The organism is Agrococcus sp. SCSIO52902 (assembly GCF_022983135.1).
In the GTDB taxonomy this organism is placed as follows: domain Bacteria; phylum Actinomycetota; class Actinomycetes; order Actinomycetales; family Microbacteriaceae; genus Agrococcus; species Agrococcus sediminis.
The window spans coordinates 883313-898863 of record NZ_CP095269.1; the positions used below are offsets into that span (position 1 = coordinate 883313).

12 protein-coding genes are annotated in these 15551 nt (G+C 72.0%); 3 read left to right on the forward strand and 9 right to left on the reverse strand.

Annotation, left to right across the window (positions count from 1 at the left end):
* Positions 1-82: 82 nt before the first annotated feature.
* Genes MU522_RS04405 through MU522_RS04420 form a run of 4 tightly spaced genes read right to left on the reverse strand, consistent with a single transcriptional unit; the run spans position 83 to position 4357 of the window.
* The gene (locus MU522_RS04405; RefSeq protein WP_246992771.1) at positions 83-916 is read right to left on the reverse strand and encodes a carbohydrate ABC transporter permease; all 834 of its coding nucleotides are present in this window, start codon (positions 914-916) and stop codon (positions 83-85) included.
* Positions 913-2079, reverse strand: a complete 1167-nt coding sequence (locus tag MU522_RS04410; RefSeq protein ID WP_246992773.1) for a sugar ABC transporter permease — start codon at positions 2077-2079, stop codon at positions 913-915. The genes MU522_RS04405 and MU522_RS04410 overlap by 4 nt, the downstream gene beginning before the upstream one ends.
* The gene (locus MU522_RS04415) at positions 2079-3323 is read right to left on the reverse strand and encodes an extracellular solute-binding protein (RefSeq protein ID WP_246992775.1); all 1245 of its coding nucleotides are present in this window, start codon (positions 3321-3323) and stop codon (positions 2079-2081) included. The genes MU522_RS04410 and MU522_RS04415 overlap by 1 nt, the downstream gene beginning before the upstream one ends.
* Before the next feature lie 11 nt (positions 3324-3334).
* Positions 3335-4357, reverse strand: a complete 1023-nt coding sequence (locus MU522_RS04420; RefSeq protein ID WP_246992777.1) for a LacI family DNA-binding transcriptional regulator — start codon at positions 4355-4357, stop codon at positions 3335-3337.
* Between the two features lie 101 nt (positions 4358-4458).
* Here MU522_RS04420 and MU522_RS04425 point away from each other — a divergent pair, with 101 nt between their 5' ends.
* The gene (locus MU522_RS04425) at positions 4459-6348 is read left to right on the forward strand and encodes a glycogen debranching N-terminal domain-containing protein (protein ID WP_246992779.1); all 1890 of its coding nucleotides are present in this window, start codon (positions 4459-4461) and stop codon (positions 6346-6348) included.
* Between the two features lie 6 nt (positions 6349-6354).
* Here the strand turns inward: MU522_RS04425 and nhaA are convergent, their stop codons facing one another.
* The 4 genes from nhaA to MU522_RS04445 all read right to left on the reverse strand — a co-directional run bounded on the left by nhaA (position 6355) and on the right by MU522_RS04445 (position 11757).
* Positions 6355-7608, reverse strand: a complete 1254-nt coding sequence (gene nhaA / locus MU522_RS04430) for a Na+/H+ antiporter NhaA (protein WP_246992781.1) — start codon at positions 7606-7608, stop codon at positions 6355-6357.
* A gap of 213 nt (positions 7609-7821) precedes the next feature.
* A complete protein-coding gene (locus MU522_RS04435; RefSeq protein WP_246993440.1) occupies positions 7822-8769 on the reverse strand; it encodes a carbohydrate ABC transporter permease in 948 nt (315 codons plus the stop codon).
* A gap of 29 nt (positions 8770-8798) precedes the next feature.
* The gene (locus tag MU522_RS04440; RefSeq protein ID WP_246993442.1) at positions 8799-9692 is read right to left on the reverse strand and encodes a sugar ABC transporter permease; all 894 of its coding nucleotides are present in this window, start codon (positions 9690-9692) and stop codon (positions 8799-8801) included.
* A gap of 730 nt (positions 9693-10422) precedes the next feature.
* Entirely contained in the window at positions 10423-11757 is a 1335-nt protein-coding gene (locus tag MU522_RS04445) for an ABC transporter substrate-binding protein (protein WP_146355314.1), read from the reverse strand.
* Between the two features lie 272 nt (positions 11758-12029).
* On the opposite strand from MU522_RS04445, the gene MU522_RS04450 reads away from it, so the two are divergent.
* Both MU522_RS04450 and treS read left to right on the forward strand, forming a co-directional pair.
* Entirely contained in the window at positions 12030-13037 is a 1008-nt protein-coding gene (locus MU522_RS04450) for a LacI family DNA-binding transcriptional regulator (RefSeq protein WP_246992783.1), read from the forward strand.
* Between the two features lie 112 nt (positions 13038-13149).
* Positions 13150-14850: a maltose alpha-D-glucosyltransferase gene (gene treS, locus MU522_RS04455; RefSeq protein WP_146355312.1), complete on the forward strand. Its 1701-nt coding sequence runs from the start codon at positions 13150-13152 to the stop codon at positions 14848-14850.
* A gap of 19 nt (positions 14851-14869) precedes the next feature.
* On the opposite strand, the gene MU522_RS04460 is transcribed toward treS, so the two are convergent.
* Positions 14870-15550, reverse strand: coding sequence for an RDD family protein (locus MU522_RS04460; protein ID WP_246992785.1), 681 nt, complete (start codon positions 15548-15550; stop codon positions 14870-14872).
* Position 15551: the final 1 nt, after the last annotated feature.

Below are 15551 nucleotides of genomic sequence, written 5' to 3' on the forward strand. Positions count from 1 at the left end.
CGCGTGCGGCTTCGCCGCGCGCTCCTCGACCTTGACGCCTGCGGGCGCAACGGCGGCTCGGCCGCCATTGCGCCCTCCGGCGTCAACCCTTCTCGCCGCCCTCCGTCGTCGACATGATGCGCTTCTGGAAGATGAAGAACATCACGGCGACCGGGATGGTCATGAGCACCGCCGCCGCGAGCTTGAGCGGGAACTGCGTGCCCGAGCCCAGCTGCCCCGACACGAGCGAGCCGACACCGGTGGTCAGCGTGTGCAGCTCGGGGCTCTGCCGCGAGATCACGAAGTGCGAGAACTCGTTCCACGACCCCTGGAACGACAGGATCGTCAGCGTGATGAGCGCCGGCATCGCCATCGGCAGCGTCACCGACCAGAACGTGCGGAAGATGCCCGCGCCGTCGATGCGGGCCGCCTCCTCGATCGACACCGGGATCGAGTCGAAGAACTGCTTCATGATGAAGATGCCGGCCGCCGTCGACAGCAGCGGCAGGATCATGCCGCCGTACGTGTCGTAGAGCCCGAGCTCCTTGATGACGAGGAACCGGGGGATCATCAGCACGACCGACGGCACCGCGAGCACCGCGATGAACAGCGCGAAGATCGTGTTCCTGCCCCGGAACCGCAGCCGCGACAGCGCGTAGCCCGCGAGCGAGTCGAAGAACACCCGGAAGACGGTCACGACCACCGTGATGAAGGCCGAGTTCGCGGCCCACCGCGGCAGGTCGGTGCCCGTGAACAGGCGCTCGTAGGCGGCGAACGTGAACGTCTGCGGGATGAGCGCCATCGGGTCGGCGTTCGCCTCGGCATCCGTCTTGAACGATCCGCTCACGGCGATGATGAACGGGTAGATGTACAGCAGCGCCAGCACGACGAGGATGACGTAGCCGATGATCAGGCCGGCGGAGACGCGCTCCTTCACGTGAGACCACCTCCTCCCTGGGGACCGGCATCGAGCCGGATCGCGCCCTCGGCGAGCGGGCGGTCGCCCTCGGCGTCGTCGCCCTTGCGCCGCTTCCGCCCCATGCCGGTGGTGTCGCGGTCGGCGAGCACCCAGCGCTGGATGAGGGTCATCAGGATGATGATGAGGAACAGCACGAACGCGATCGCCGCGGCGATGCCGGGCTCGTTGTTCTCGAACGCCTGGTTGAAGGCGAGGTAGGCGGGGCTCGTCAGCGTCGGCGCCGCGGGCGTGCCGCGCGTCAGGTAGACCTGATCGAACACCTGCCAGGTGCCGATGAGGCCGAGCGTCAGCACGGTGAAGAGCGTCGGCTTCAGCATCGGCAGCGTGACGGAGAAGAACGTGCGGATGGGTCCGGCGCCGTCCATCACCGCGGCCTCCCCGACCTCGGCGCCGATGTTCTGCAGCCCGGCGAGGAAGAGCAGCATGAAGGTGCCGGAGGTCGTGAACACGGCGAGCGTGATGAGCACGCACTGCGCGACCGACGGGCCCGCGATCCAGTCCCACGCGGTCACGCCGAGGAACCCGGGATCGGACCAGCCGGGTGGCGGCCCGGTCAGGCCGACGCGGCCGAGCAGCAGGTGGATGACGCCCCGCGGGTCGGCGAACCAGTTGGGCCCGTTGATGGAGAACCAGGCGAGCACGCGGTTCACGACGCCGGTCGCGGCGAAGAGGAACAGGAACACGCCCGTGATCGCGATCGACGAGGTGACGGAGGGGAAGTAGAACGCGGTGCGGAAGAAGCCCTTGGCCTTGAGCATCCGCCGGTTCACCTGCACGGCGAGGAACAGCGCGAGCGCGGTCTGCAGCGGCACGACGAGCAGCACGTAGAAGACGTTGTTGCGGATCGAGCGGCCGAAGAGCTCGCGCGTGAGGGTCTGGTCGGTCGTGATCGCGGCGTAGTTGTCGAGCCCGACGACCTCGACGTTCTCGTTGAACAGCGGCGAGTTGCGGCCGTTCCAGTCGGTGAACGACACCCACAGCGCGAGCGCGATCGGCGCGACGAGGAAGACGCCGACGATGATGATCGCGGGCAGCGTGAACAGCCAGCCGGCGGCGGTCTCGCCGCCGCGCGTGCTCCCGCGCCGCTTGCGCGGCGCGGGAGCGACGGCGGGGGCGCTCATCAGCCCTGCGACGCCTGGTAGGCCGCCTCCAGCTGCGACTGCACCTGGTCGAGCACCGCCTGCGCGTCAGCACCCTGGAGGGTGGTGATGGCGTTGTTGAACTCGCTCGTCACGTCGGCGGCGCCCGCGAAGGCGACGGGGCTGACGGCGTAGTCGGCGCCGGCCACGAAGGCCGCGTTCTCCGGGTAGGTCTCGGCGTAGGTCGCCGCGGCCGACTCGGTCGACGGGATCACGCCGAACGCCTCGGAGAACTCGAGCTGCTGCTCGTCGCTCGTGAGGAACGCGACGAGCTCCTGCGCGGTCTCGGCGGTCTCCTGGCCCTCGGGGATGCCCCAGCAGTTCGAGAACGTGAACGTCCCCGGCCCCGCCGGTCCCTCGGGCAGCTCGACGACCTCGAACTCGACGTCCGGGAAGTCGTTCTCGAGCGCGCCGCGGATCCACGGGCCCTCGATCACCATCGCGGCCGCGACGGTGCCGAAGGCCTCGCCGCCCCAGCCGGCGTTGAGGTCTGCCGGCCACTTGAGCGAGCCGGCCTCGAGCAGGCCCTGCACGTACTCGAGCGCCTCGACGTTCTCGGGCGAGTTCGCCGTGATGGTGTCGCCGTCCATGAGGCCGCCGCCGGCCTGCTCCATGAAGACGCCGAGCCTGGCGTACTCCGGGCCCATCGACAGGCCGACCGTGTCGCCGGTCGTCAGCGCCTCGGCAGCCGCCTGCAGCGACTCCCAGTCGGTCGGGATGTCGGCGTCGGTCAGGCCCGCATCCGCCCACAGCTGGGTGTTGATGACGAGGCCGAGCGTCGAGAAGTCCTTCGGCGCGCACACGAACTCCCCCTCGTAGGAGAAGGCCTCGACGAGCGCCGGGTAGAACTCGCCCGCGTTCTCGAGGTCCATCGCGTACGGCTCGAGGTAGTCGTCGCTCGCATAGGTCTGGAACTGGTCCCAGCCCATGTAGAAGACATCGGGGGCCGAGTCGCCCGCGAAGCCCTGCGCGAGCTCCTGGTTGAGGTCGGATGCGGCGATGACCTCGACGTCGGTGCCCGACTCCGCGGCCCACGCGTCGGCGGCGGCCTGCACGGCTGCCGTCTCGGCGTCGCCGGAGGAGCCGATGAGCATGGTGAGGCTCTCGGCGGCTGGCGCCTCCGCGCCGTCCGTGGCACCGGCGTCGCCGCCGCCTCCCGAGCAGGAGGCCAGGGCGAGGGCGAGCGCGCCGGCGAGGGCGACGCTGCCCAGCTTGCTGTGTCGCATGGTGGTTCCTTTCAGGTGGGGGACTGTCCCCGGTCAGCGGCGGAGGGGATCCCCCACCGGTCGTGGCTGCGCCGGATGAGGCGCGGCCGGACGATCGTGGTGACGGCGCCGGGCTCGGCGTCGAGGGCCGCGAGGGCCGCCGCGGCGACCTCGTCGAGGCTCTGGTCGATGCTCGGGAAGCCGATGCCGGCGGCGAGCGAGGTGTTGTCGAAGCCGATGATCGGCAGGCTGCGGCCGCTCTGCGCGGCGGCGCCGATGGCGCCGGTCGCGAGCGAGTCCGAGGCGCACACGAGCGCGTCGACGCCGCGCTCGAGGAGCGCGGCGGCCGCGCCGACGGCCTCGTCGAGCCGGTCGGCGCAGCGCGCGGTGAGCGCGTCGAGCTCGCCGTCGTCGAGCCCGAGGCCCGCGCGCATCGCCGCCGCCCAACCGGACCGGCGGTCGTCGCCCGAGCCGCTGCCGGGGGGCCAGCCGATGAAGCCGATGCGGGTGAGACCGGCGTCGAGGAGCGCCTCGGTGGCCGCGCGGGTGCCGGCGGCGCCGTCGACGTCGACCCACGAGTGCTCGGGCGCGGGCCCCCACGGCCGGCCGAAGGCGACGAAGCGCATCCCCGCCGCGAGCAGCGCGGGCACGCGGGCGTCGCCGGCGTGGGTGCCGGTCAGGAGGAAGCGGTCGGCGACCCGCTGGCCAGCGAGCTCGCGGATCTTCTCGACCTCCTCCTCGTCGGTCGCGGCGGTGAAGAGCACGACGTGCTGCCCCTCGGCGTCGGCGCGGAACGTGAGCTCGTGCAGGAAGCGGTCGAGCAGCGACGAGGCGATGTTGTCGGCGACGGGCTCGATCCGCAGGCCGATCGTGGCGACGGTGCGCTGCCGCAGGCGCCGGGCCTGCAGGTTGGGCGCGTAGCCGAGCGCCTGCACGGCGGCGAGCACGCGGTCGAGGGTGGCCTGCTTGAGGAGCGCGGGGTTGTTCAGCGCGTTGGAGACGGTCTGCACCGACACGCCGGCGTGCGCGGCGACGTCGGCGAGCGTCGGTGCCATCCCCACTCCTTCGTGACGAACCGGAGATCCAGTATTGGATCGTTCCAACTGTGACGGTAGCGTATGCCCCGTCCGATGGGAACCCCGACCGGGAGGCGCACATGCGCGACGACACCGCTGCTCCGACGCACGGCAGGCAGCCGCTGCTCAACGACGCGCTGGTGGTGCTGACGGCGCCCACGCAGGCGTGGTCCGACGCTGCGGGCGACCTCGGCGGCGCCGCCATCCATGGCATCTTCCACGGCGACTGGCGCTACGTGCACGGGCTCGCGCTGCGCGTCGCGGGCGAGCCCATCGAGGCGACCGGCACCGCGCGGTCGGCCGACCGGGCCTCGTTTCACGGCGTCGCGCGCGCGATCGACGACGACACCCCCGACCCGCGCGTGCTCGTCGAGCGGAGGCGCGAGGTCGCCCCGGGCGCGCTCGTCGAGCGGGTGCGCATCGCCGATGGGCTCGCCCACCCGGTCGAGGCCGAGGTCGAGCTCGCGGTCGACGCCTCCTTCGCCGAGCTCTCGTCGGTGAAGTCCGGCGCGCCCCGACCGGTCGCGCTCACGTGGCGCGAGACGCAGACGGGCCTCGAGGCGACCGACGGCACCCGCACCCTCGCGATCGCAGCGCCCGGCGCCGAGCTCGCGCGCGACGGCGACCGGGTGGTCGCGAGGTGGCGGCTGCACGTGCCCGCGGCCGGCGCGGCTGAGGCGGTGCTCGAGCTGCGCCTGGCCGACCCGACGACGGTCGTGGGCGCCGCATCCGCCGCCCCGCTCGGGCAGCTGCCGCCGAGCGGCGACGCCGCGCTCGCCCGCTGGGCTGCCCGGGCGCTCGAGGATCTGCAGGCGCTGCTGCTCGACGCCGGCCAGGGGCCGTTCGCGGCCGCCGGCGCGCCGTGGTTCATGACCCTCTTCGGCCGCGACACGCTCATCACCGCGCGGATGCTGCTGCCCCTCTCGCTCGAGGTCGCCGAGGGCACGCTCCGCACGCTCGCCGCCCGGCAGGGCACCACGACCGACGCGACGACGGCCGAGCAGCCGGGCAAGATCCTGCACGAGATCCGGCAGTCGACGTTCACGATGCCGGGCGAGGGCATCTCGCTGCCGCCGGTCTACTACGGCACCATCGACGCGACCCCGCTCTGGATCGTGCTGCTGCACGAGGCCTGGCAGGCCGGCCTGCCGCTCGATGTCGTGCAGGAGCTCCGTCCGGCGCTCGAGGCGGCGCTCGGCTGGCTGCGCGACCACGGCAGCCCCGACGGCTCCGGCTTCCTGAAGTACATCGACGAGACCGGCACGGGCCTCGCGAACCAGGGCTGGAAGGACTCCGGCGACTCGATCCGCTTCGCCGACGGCCGCATCGCCGACGGGCCGATCGCGCTGTGCGAGGTGCAGGCGCAGGCGTGCCAGGCCGCCGAGGGCGGCGCGGCGCTGCTCGAGGCGCTCGGCGATGCCGCGGGCGCGCAGGAGTGGCGCGGCTGGGCAGAGCGGATGCGCGAGCGGTTCCGCGCGGCGTTCTGGGTCGAGCGGGGCGGCGAGCGGTTCCCCGCGATCGCCCTCGACGGCTCGGGCACCCCGGTCGACGCGAAGACGTCGAACATGGGGCAGCTGCTCGGCACCTCGCTCCTGTCGGCCGAGGAGGAGGCCGCGGTCGCGCGCCTGCTCGTCGACGAGCGCTTCGCGTCGGGCTGGGGCCTGCGCACCATGGCCTCCGACGAGGGCGGCTACTGGCCGCTGTCGTACCACTGCGGCTCGGTGTGGCCGCACGACACGGGCGTCGTGATCGAGGGGATGCTCCGGGCCGGCCTCACGGCCGAGGCCCGGACGCTCTCGGCGCAGCTCGTGCGCACGGCCGACGCCTTCGATGGGCGGCTGCCCGAGCTGTTCGCCGGGTTCGGCGCCGACGAGGCGGCGACCCCGGTCGCCTACCCGGCGTCGTGCCGCCCGCAGGCGTGGAGCGCGGCCGCGGTCGTGCCGGTGCACCGCGCGCTCGCGGCGCGGTAGCCGGGCTCAGCCGCCGATGCGCTCCTGGGGCGCGTCGGCGACGCCGTCCTCGTTCATGTCGGCGCTGCGTGCCTGCTTCGCATCCCAGCGCAGCAGCGGCGCCGCGAGCACCGCGGCGAGGCCGGAGCCGATGAGCACCGCGAGCTTCGCCGCGTCGGTGCGCGCCGCGTCGTCGAACGAGAGCTCGGTGATGAGCAGCGAGACGGTGAACCCGATGCCGGTGAGCAGCGCCACCGGCAGCAGGTCGCGCAGGCCGATGCCGTCGGGCAGCCGCAGCGGCGTGACGCGCGTGACGATGGCCGTGACGCCCAGCACCCCGATGAGCTTGCCGATCACGAGGCCCGCCGCGACCGCGAGCAGCACCGGCTGCGCGGCGAGCTCGGCGAAGCCGCCGCCGTCGGCGACCGAGACGCCCGCCGAGCAGAACGCGAAGATCGGCAGCGCGATCGCGGTCGACCACGGGCGCACCGCCGCCTCGAAGCGGTGCGTGCGGGTCTCCGACTCCCCCAGCACGGGCTTCGCGGGCACGACCGCGCCGAGCAGCACGCCGGCGATCGTCGCGTGCACGCCCGACTCGTGCATGAGCCACCACGCGACGAGCGCGACGGGGATGAGCAGCCACCAGCGCGCCCAGCGCGTGCGCACCACCAGGGCGAAGACGGCGACCGCGAGCAGCGCGCCGAGCAGCGCGAGCAGCTGCACGCCCGCCGTGTAGAAGATCGCGATCACGACGATCGCGAGCAGGTCGTCGACCACCGCGAGCGTGAGCAGGAAGGTGCGCAGGCCCGTCGGCAGGCCGCGCCCGAAGATCGCCAGCACCGCGAGCGCGAATGCGATGTCGGTCGCCGCCGGGATCGCCCAGCCGGTGAGCGCCTCGGGGTCGCCGGCGGCGAGCACGATGCCGACGTAGACGAGCGCCGGCAGCGCCATGCCGCCGACCGCGGCGAGCACGGGCACCGCCGCCTGCCGGGGGTTGCGCAGGCTCCCGGCGACGATCTCGTGCTTCAGCTCGACGCCGACGACGAAGAAGAAGATCGCGAGCAGCCCGTCGGCCGCCCAGGTGGCGACGCTCAGGTCGAGGTGCAGCGCCGCCGGCCCCACGGTCGTCTCCATGAGCGCGGCGTACGAGTCGCGCCACGGGGAGTTCGCCCAGATGAGGGCGACCGCGGCGGCGACGAGCAGCAGCGCGCCGCTCGTGGTCTCGAGGCGCAGGCTCTGCGCGAGCCGCTCGCGGCGGCGGATGGGCGGGGTGGGCTGCATGGCGCTCCTCTCGGCACCGCCGAGCCGGTTCGCTCAGCGGGACGCCGACCAGGCTTCCCGGCACACCGGGTCCAGGGTATCGCGGGGGCGGCACCGCCCGCTGCGCAGCATCGACCTGCGTGCAGCAGGTCTCGGTACGCCGGGCTGCGCCCGGCTACTCGACCTTGAGCGCTCCGGGCGCAACGCGGCGGTGCCGCATTGCGCCCCGCGCGCTCAACCCTTCGCAGACCCCGCGAGCAGGCCCCTGACGAAGTACCGCTGGAGGCCGAAGAACACGAGCAGCGGCACGACGAGCGACACGAACGCGCCGGCGGTGAGCCGCTCCCAGTTCTCGCCTCGGGAGCCCGCGAGCTCGGCCAATCGTTGCGTGAGCGGCGCGGTGTCCGGTGTGCCGGAGGAGAACACGAGCGCGACCAGCAGGTCGTTCCAGACCCACAGGAACTGGAAGATCGCGAACGACGCGATCGCCGGCGTCGCGAGCGGCAGGATGATGCGGAAGAAGATCTGCCCGTGCCCTGCGCCGTCGACGCGCGCGGCCTCGATGACGTCGGCGGGGATCGCCGAGATGAAGTTGTGCAGCAGGAAGATCGCCAGCGGCAGGCCGAAGATCGCGTGCGCGATCCAGACCGGCAGGAACTGGCGCTCGCTGATGAACGGCACCGCCTCGTGCAGCGCGTCCTGGAACGGCTGCAGGAAGGTCACGAACAGCTGCAGCAACGGGATGAGCGCCATCTGCAGCGGCACGATCTGCAGCGCGAAGACCACGACGAAGAGGGTCGACGAGCCCTTGAACCTCACCCACGCGAAGGCGTAGGCCGCGAGCGCCGCGAGCACGAGCGGGATGATCGTGCCCGGGATCGCGATCGCGAGCGAGTTGACGAAGTACTCGCCCAGCTGCGGCGACGACGCCGAGCCCGAGAAGAGCACCTCGCCGTAGTTCGCGAGCGTCAGCTGCGGGTCGCCGAAGAACGTCCACCAGCCGGTCGTCGCGATCTGCCCCGCGGGCCGGAACGACGACAGCAGCAGGCCGAACGTCGGGATGGTCCAGATGACGGCGATGATGAGCGCCGCGATGGTCGCGCCCGGGCTCGTGAGCCTGCGCTTGACGCGGTCGGCCCGCGTCGTGCCGCCGAGCGACGCATCCGCCGACTTCGGGGTGATCTCGGGGTCAGGGGTCACGGCAACGGAGCTCATCGGATCGCCTTCTGCTGGTTCAGGACGCGGATGTTGTAGACGACCACCGGCAGCACCATGATGAACAGGATCAGCGCCAGTGCCGCGCCTCGACCCGGCTCGCCGGATCGGAACGCCTGCGTGTACATCTCGTTCGCGACGACGGAGGTGTTGAAGTTGCCCGCGGTCATGGTGCGGACGATGTCGAACACCTTGAGCGTCGCGATCGAGATGGTCGTCACGACCACGACGAGCGAGGTGCGGATGCCGGGCACCGTGACGTTGGCGAAGCGCTGCCACGGGTTGGCGCCGTCGATCTCGGCCGCCTCGAGCTGCTCGGTCGGCACGCCCTTGATGGCGGCCGAGAGCACGACCATGGCGAAGCCGGTCTGGATCCAGATCATCACGACGATGAGCGCGAGCGTGTTCCACGGGCTGTTCTGCAGGATCTGCTGCGGCTCGCCGCCGAACCACACGATGACCTGGTTGACGAGGCCGATCTGCTCCTGCTCGGGGCCGCGGTAGGCGTACATGAAGCGCCAGATGATGCTCGCGCCGACCATGGAGATGGCCATCGGCATGAACACGAGCATCTTGTAGACGCGCTCGCCGCGGCTCTTGTCGATGAACACCGCGTAGGCGAGGCCGATCGCAGTCGACAGCAGCGGCACGAGGATGACCCACACGATGGTGTTGCCGAGCGTCACGAGCGCCTCGGGCTGCGTGAACATCCAGACGAAGTTCTCGATGCCGTTGAACGTGCCGCTCGCGTCGGTGAACGCGAGGACGGTCGTGCGGATCGCCGGGTAGACGAGGCCGACCGTGAGCAGCAGCGCCGCCGGCATGAGGAACACGAGCATCGGCTTCGAGTCGTCGTGCTGGTCGGCGAGGTAGCCGAGCACGCCGACGATGCTGAGCGCCGCGGCGGCGGCCCACGGCCAGACGCCGATCGGCTGCTCGCGGCCCTGCTCGAGCACGAACGCGACGGCCACGACGGCGACCGCGGCGACGAGCCAGGCGATGAGCCGCACGTGGCGGCGGATGCGATCGGGGAGGAACGCGATGGCCGCCGTCGCCAGCAGCGCGGCCGCGAGCGGCCAGCCGACGATGGGCGCCGCGAGCACGAGCGCGGGCGTGACCCAGTCGAGCGCGGGGATGCTCTCGGCCATCTGGGCGAGGATGACGAGCGCGATGACGAGCGCCGCGCCGAGCAGCCGCATGACGGCGCTGCGCACGCGCGGTGCCGCCGGCTGCAGGAGGCGGTCGAGCAGCCACTGCAGGACGACGACGGCGATGCCGGCGACGCCGACCAGGATGGCCGCGTTCGTCAGCTCCTGCGTCATCCACGGCACGGCGCCGTAGAGCACGCGGGCCAGGACCGCGATGAGCGCGAACGCCGCGATCAGGATCACGCGGGGGCGCAGCCCCTGCTTGATCGCCGCGCCCCAGCTGGCCATGCGCGGCTTGTCCTCCGGGCGATCCAGGAACGCCAGCAGCAGCGCCATGACGACGCCGAACGCCGCCAGGCCCACGAGCGCCTGCATCACCTTGCCGATGAGATCCATCGTGCTCATGCGTCACCTCCGGATGCGGGTGTGGGGGCCGCGAGCGCGGCCCCCACACCGGGCATCAGCTCTTCCGTTACGGCCAGCTGGACTCGATCTGGGCGAGCACGGACTCCGTGTCGGCGCCCGAGACCCAGTCGACCATCCCGGTCCAGAAGGTGCCAGAGCCCACGGCGCCCGGCATCAGGTCGGAGCCGTCGAACCGGAACGTGGTGTTCGGGTCCTGCAGCGTCTCGACCGCCGACTGCAGCAGGTCGCTGCCGGCGTTGGCCGGGTCGAGGCCGCTGTTGGCGGAGATGACGCCGCCCAGCGAGACGCGGTTGTTGGCCCACAGGTCGCTCGACAGGTACGTCTGCACGGCCACGACCTCCTCGGCGTCGCTGAATGCGCCGACGAACTCACCGCCGCCCGTGACCGCGGCCGCGTCGGCCTCGGTGCCCGGGAGGATGAAGCCCCAGACGTCGCCGTCCTCGGCCACCGTCACGCCCTCGCCCCAGAAGCCCTCGTAGAACGAGGCCTGGTGGTGCATGGCGCACTCGCCGTCGAGCACCGGCAGGCCGGCCTCGCCGAAGTCGGTCGTCGCGATGGTCGAGACGTCGCCGATGCCGCCGTTGACGTAGTCGGGGTTCTTGATGAGGTCGCCGACGCGGTCCATCGCCTCGACGATCTCCGGCGAGTCGAACGGGATCTCGTGCGTGATCCACTGGTCGTAGACATCCGGGCCCGCGGTGCGGAGCACGTAGTCCTCGACCCAGTCGGTGCCCGGCCAGCCCGTGGCCTCGCCCGAGCCGAAGCCCACGCACCAGGGGGTGACCTCGGACTCGGCGATCGTGGCGGTCAGCTCGTCGAGCTCGTCGAGCGTCGTCGGCACCTCCCAGCCGTTCTCCTCCCAGACCGACGGCGAGTACCAGACGAAGCCCTTGACGCTCGCCATCAGCGGCGCGGCGTAGAACGTGCCGTCGACCGTGCCGTAGTTCTGCCAGTCCTCGGTCCAGAACTCCTGCGCGTTCGCGACCACGCTCTCCGGCGCGGGCAGCACGCTGCCGGTGCCGGCGACCGAGGCCAGGAGGCCCGGCTGCGGGAAGATCGCGAGGTCGGGCGGGTTGCCGCCCTGGACGCGGACGTTGATCTGCGCCTCGAACTCGGCGGAGCCCTCGTAGACGACCTCGATGCCGGTGCACTCCGAGAAGTCGGCCCACGACTCGTTGAGGCGGTTGGCCTCCTCGTCGAGGATCGTGCCGTAGATGTTGACCTCGGCGCCCTCGAAGGTGCCGTAGTCGGCGTAGTCCTCGCAGCCCTCTGCGGGCGCTGCCGTGCCGCCGGGCTCCTCGGAGGCGCCGGGCTCTGCGTCGCCGACGCAGCCCGTGAGGGCGAGTGCGGCGACGCCGACGATGCCGAGCGGCAGCGCCATCCTGCGTGCGTGCTTCACGTGAACTCCTTCGTTCGGTTCAAGTGCCTGGGACACGAGCCGCGAACGGAGCACGGCGCCGTGCGGAACCGGAACCGGTTCCATTGCAAGTGACGCTAGCGCACGGCACCCCCGCCCGCCATGGAGAACAATGTTGCGATTCGGCAACGATCGACCTTGGGGGACACGTGGACGCCCGCCCATGTCGGCGCTACGCTCGGAACCGGTTCCGTTCGATGGAGGAGGCGGCCCGCCGCCCGGCGCGAGGAGGCGCGATGCCCCGGCTCGACGACGTCGCCCGCGCCGCCGGGGTCTCGAAGGCCACCGCGTCCCGCGCCCTCTCCGGCGCCGACGGGGTCTCCCCCGCCACGCGCGAGAAGGTGCAGCGCACCGCCGCCGACCTCGGCTTCCGCGCGAGCGGCGCCGCCCGCCGCCTCGCGACGGGCGTGACCCGCACGATCGGCGTGCTCACGCCATCCGTCGACCGCTGGTACTTCGGCAGCGTGCTGCACGGCATCGCGCACGCCGCCGACCGGCACGAGCACGACGTGCTGCTCTACGACCTCGGCGCCTTCGGGCGCGGCGGGCACGAGAAGTTCGAGCGCTTCATGCTGCGCGGGGAGGTCGACGGGCTCGTCACCATCACCTGGAGCCTCGTCGGCGGCGACCTGACGCGCCTGGCCGAGCTCGGCATCCCCGTCGCGACGGTCGGCGAGCCCACGCCCCACTCCCGCTCCTTCAGCCTCGACGACGACGCCGCCGGCGAGCAGGCGGCCGAGCACCTCGTGCGGCTCGGCCACACCGACCTGCTGCACCTCGCGAGCGAGACCGAGGTGCAGCCGTTCGACGCCTCCTCCTCCGACCGCCGCAAGCGCGCGTTCGAGCTCGTCTCGGCCCGCCACGGGCTGCGGATGCGCCCGGTGCAGACCGTGCCGACGACGCTCGAGGCCGCCCACGCCGCCGCGCGCGGCATCCTCGCGCGCGCCGACCGCCCCACCGGGATCGTCGCCGGCACCGACGAGGTCGCGCTCGGCGTGCTGCTCGCCGCGCACCAGCTGGGAGTGCGCGTGCCGGAGGAGCTGAGCGTCATCGGCGTCGACGACGTGCCCGCCGCGACCGCCTTCGGGCTCACGACCATCCGGCAGGACCCGGCCCAGCACGGCGAGGACGTCGTCGCCTGGATCATCTCGGCGCTCGGCGAGCCGGAGGCCGAGCCCGACCGCAGCCACACCAACTACGCGCCCGTGCTCGTCGTGCGCGGATCCACGGCGCCGCCTCCCTGATCGACCCTGGGAGCGCGACCTCGGTAGCGTGGTCTCCGATCGCCCGCACGACCCCCGCATCCGCCGCACCCAAGGAGCGTCCGTGAGCTTCTCGAACACCTTCACGTCGCCGATGCCCATCATCGGAGGGCATGCGCCCGGCCTCGCGCTCGACCGCGACTGGCACCGCAAGAGCGTCTTCTACGAGGTGATGGTGCGCTCGTTCGTCGACTCCAACGGCGACGGCTTCGGCGACTTCCAAGGGCTGACGTCGAAGCTCGACTACCTGCAGTGGCTCGGCGTCGACGGCATCTGGGTGCCCCCGTTCTTCCAGTCGCCGCTCAAGGACGGCGGCTACGACGTGAGCGACTACAAGGCGGTGCTGCCCGAGTACGGCACGATCGACGACTTCGGCCACTTCGTCGCCGAGGCGCACGCCCGCAACATGCGCGTGATGATCGACCTGCCGATCAACCACACCTCGGACCAGCACCCGTGGTTCCTCGCCTCCCGCGAGGACCCCGAGGGCCCCTACGGCGACTTCTACGTGTGGCGCGACACCGACGAGGGCTACCCGAACGTGCGCATCATCTTCGTCGACACGGAGGAGTCGAACTGGGCGTTCGACTCGGTGCGCCGGCAGTTCTACTGGCACCGCTTCTTCTCGCACCAGCCCGACCTGAACTTCGAGAACCCGGCCGTGCACGAGGCGATCGAGGACACGCTGCGGTTCTGGCTCGACCTGGGCGTCGACGGCATCCGGCTCGACGCGATCCCCTACCTCTACGAGTCGGAGGACGGCAACGGCGAGTCGGAGCCGGCGACCCACGAGTACGTCAAGAAGCTGCGCCGCATCGTCGACGACGAGTACCCGGGCCGCGTGCTCATCGCCGAGGCCAACCAGTGGCCGGCCGAGACCGCCGCGTACTTCGGCACCGCCGAGGAGCCCGAGTGCCACATGGCGTTCGACTTCCCGACCATGCCGCGCATCTTCTACTCGCTGCGCGCGCAGAACGCGGTCGAGCTCAAGCGCATCCTCGCCGAGCAGGTCGACGTGCCGCCGGGCTCCGCCTGGGGCGTCTTCCTGCGCAACCACGACGAGCTCACGCTCGAGATGGTGAGCGAGGAGTACCGCCAGGCGATGTACGGCTGGTACGCCTACGACCCGCGCATGCGCTCGAACGTCGGCGTGCGCCGCCGCCTCGCGTCGCTGCTCGACAACTCGCGCGCCGAGCTCGAGCTCGCCAACGCCCTGCTGCTGTCGCTGCCGGGCTCGCCGTTCCTCTACTACGGCGACGAGATCGGCATGGGCGACAACATCTGGCTCGACGACCGCGACGCATCCCGCACCCCCATGCAGTGGACGCCCGACCGCAACGCCGGCTTCTCGAACGCCGACCCGGGCAAGCTCTTCCTGCCGGTCGTGCAGTCGCTCGTCTACCACTACTCGTCGGTCAACGTCGAGGCGCAGATGGCGCAGGCGTCGAGCCTGCTCAACTGGATGCGCTCGGTGCTGCACGTGCGGCGCGCGCACCCCGTCTTCGGGCTGGGCGACATCACCGTGCTCGACACCGACAACGAGGCCGTGCTGGCGTTCGTGCGCACGTACGAGGGCGACGGCACCTACGCGGGCGCGCGCGCCGAGCAGGTGCTGTGCGTGTTCTCGTTCAGCCACAACCCGGTGCACGTGACCGTCGACGCCCCGCAGTTCGCCGGCTCGCGCCTCAACGACCTGTTCGGCGGCGGTGCGTTCCCGACGATCGCCGAGGACGGCCGCTTCTCGCTCACGTTCGGCACGCAGTCGTTCTACTGGCTGGGGATGACCCGCCCGTAGCGCTCGCGGGCGCGCGCCGTCAGCGGGCGCGCACCACGATCGTGCGCGCGGCCTTGTCGTGCAGCGCCTGGCTGCGGCCGTCCCACAGCGGCCACAGGTGGTCGGCGATGCTGAACATCCCCGCGAGGAGGCCGAGCACCGGCACCCCGCTCAGCAGCTGCGGGCCGCCCTGCTGCACGACCCAGCGGAGGCTCGCCGCGCGGCCGTCGGGCAGCCGGTCCTGGTCGGCCATGCGCACGCGGATGCCGAGGAGCATCTTGCCGGGCGTCTGGCCCTTCCGCATGTGGAAGCCGACGTTGTAGAGGAAGTGCGCGATCGCGCCGACGACGAGGGTCGTGGTCGTGGCGGGGCTGAAGGGCGCCGTCATCGCCTCGAGGTCGACCATCGCCGACTCGTCGCCGGCCGCGAGCCTGCCGATGATGTCGAAGTAGCCGAACATGCCGAGCAGCACGAAGGCGAGCACGACGAAGGGGATGCCGTCGAGCACGTAGGCGGCGAGGCGCGCGCCCCAGGTGGCGGCGGCCGGCTCGACCGCGGCGGCCGGCTGCTCCGGCTGCTGCGGCCACGGCGCGGGAGACCACGTGGGGGCCGGGGCGGGCTCGCGCGTCTGCGCGATCCACTGCGCGCCGTCCCACCAGCGCTCCACGCCGGGAGCGGCGGCGTAGGGGTCTGGGTACCACCCGGGCGGCTGCGTCGTCATG

Bases quoted from the DNA above. Each gene is read 5' to 3' on its own strand.
- MU522_RS04410 (WP_246992773.1), bottom strand. From the start codon at position 2,079: ATGAGCGCCCCCGCCGTCGCTCCCGCGCCGCGCAAGCGGCGCGGGAGC.
- MU522_RS04415 (WP_246992775.1), bottom strand. From the start codon at position 3,323: ATGCGACACAGCAAGCTGGGCAGCGTCGCCCTCGCCGGCGCGCTCGCC.
- MU522_RS04420 (WP_246992777.1), bottom strand. From the start codon at position 4,357: ATGGCACCGACGCTCGCCGACGTCGCCGCGCACGCCGGCGTGTCGGTG.
- MU522_RS04425 (WP_246992779.1), top strand. From the start codon at position 4,459: ATGCGCGACGACACCGCTGCTCCGACGCACGGCAGGCAGCCGCTGCTC.
- nhaA (WP_246992781.1), bottom strand. From the start codon at position 7,608: ATGCAGCCCACCCCGCCCATCCGCCGCCGCGAGCGGCTCGCGCAGAGC.
- MU522_RS04445 (WP_146355314.1), bottom strand. From the start codon at position 11,757: ATGGCGCTGCCGCTCGGCATCGTCGGCGTCGCCGCACTCGCCCTCACG.
- MU522_RS04450 (WP_246992783.1), top strand. From the start codon at position 12,030: ATGCCCCGGCTCGACGACGTCGCCCGCGCCGCCGGGGTCTCGAAGGCC.
- treS (WP_146355312.1), top strand. From the start codon at position 13,150: ATGCCCATCATCGGAGGGCATGCGCCCGGCCTCGCGCTCGACCGCGAC.
- MU522_RS04460 (WP_246992785.1), bottom strand. From the start codon at position 15,550: ATGACGACGCAGCCGCCCGGGTGGTACCCAGACCCCTACGCCGCCGCT.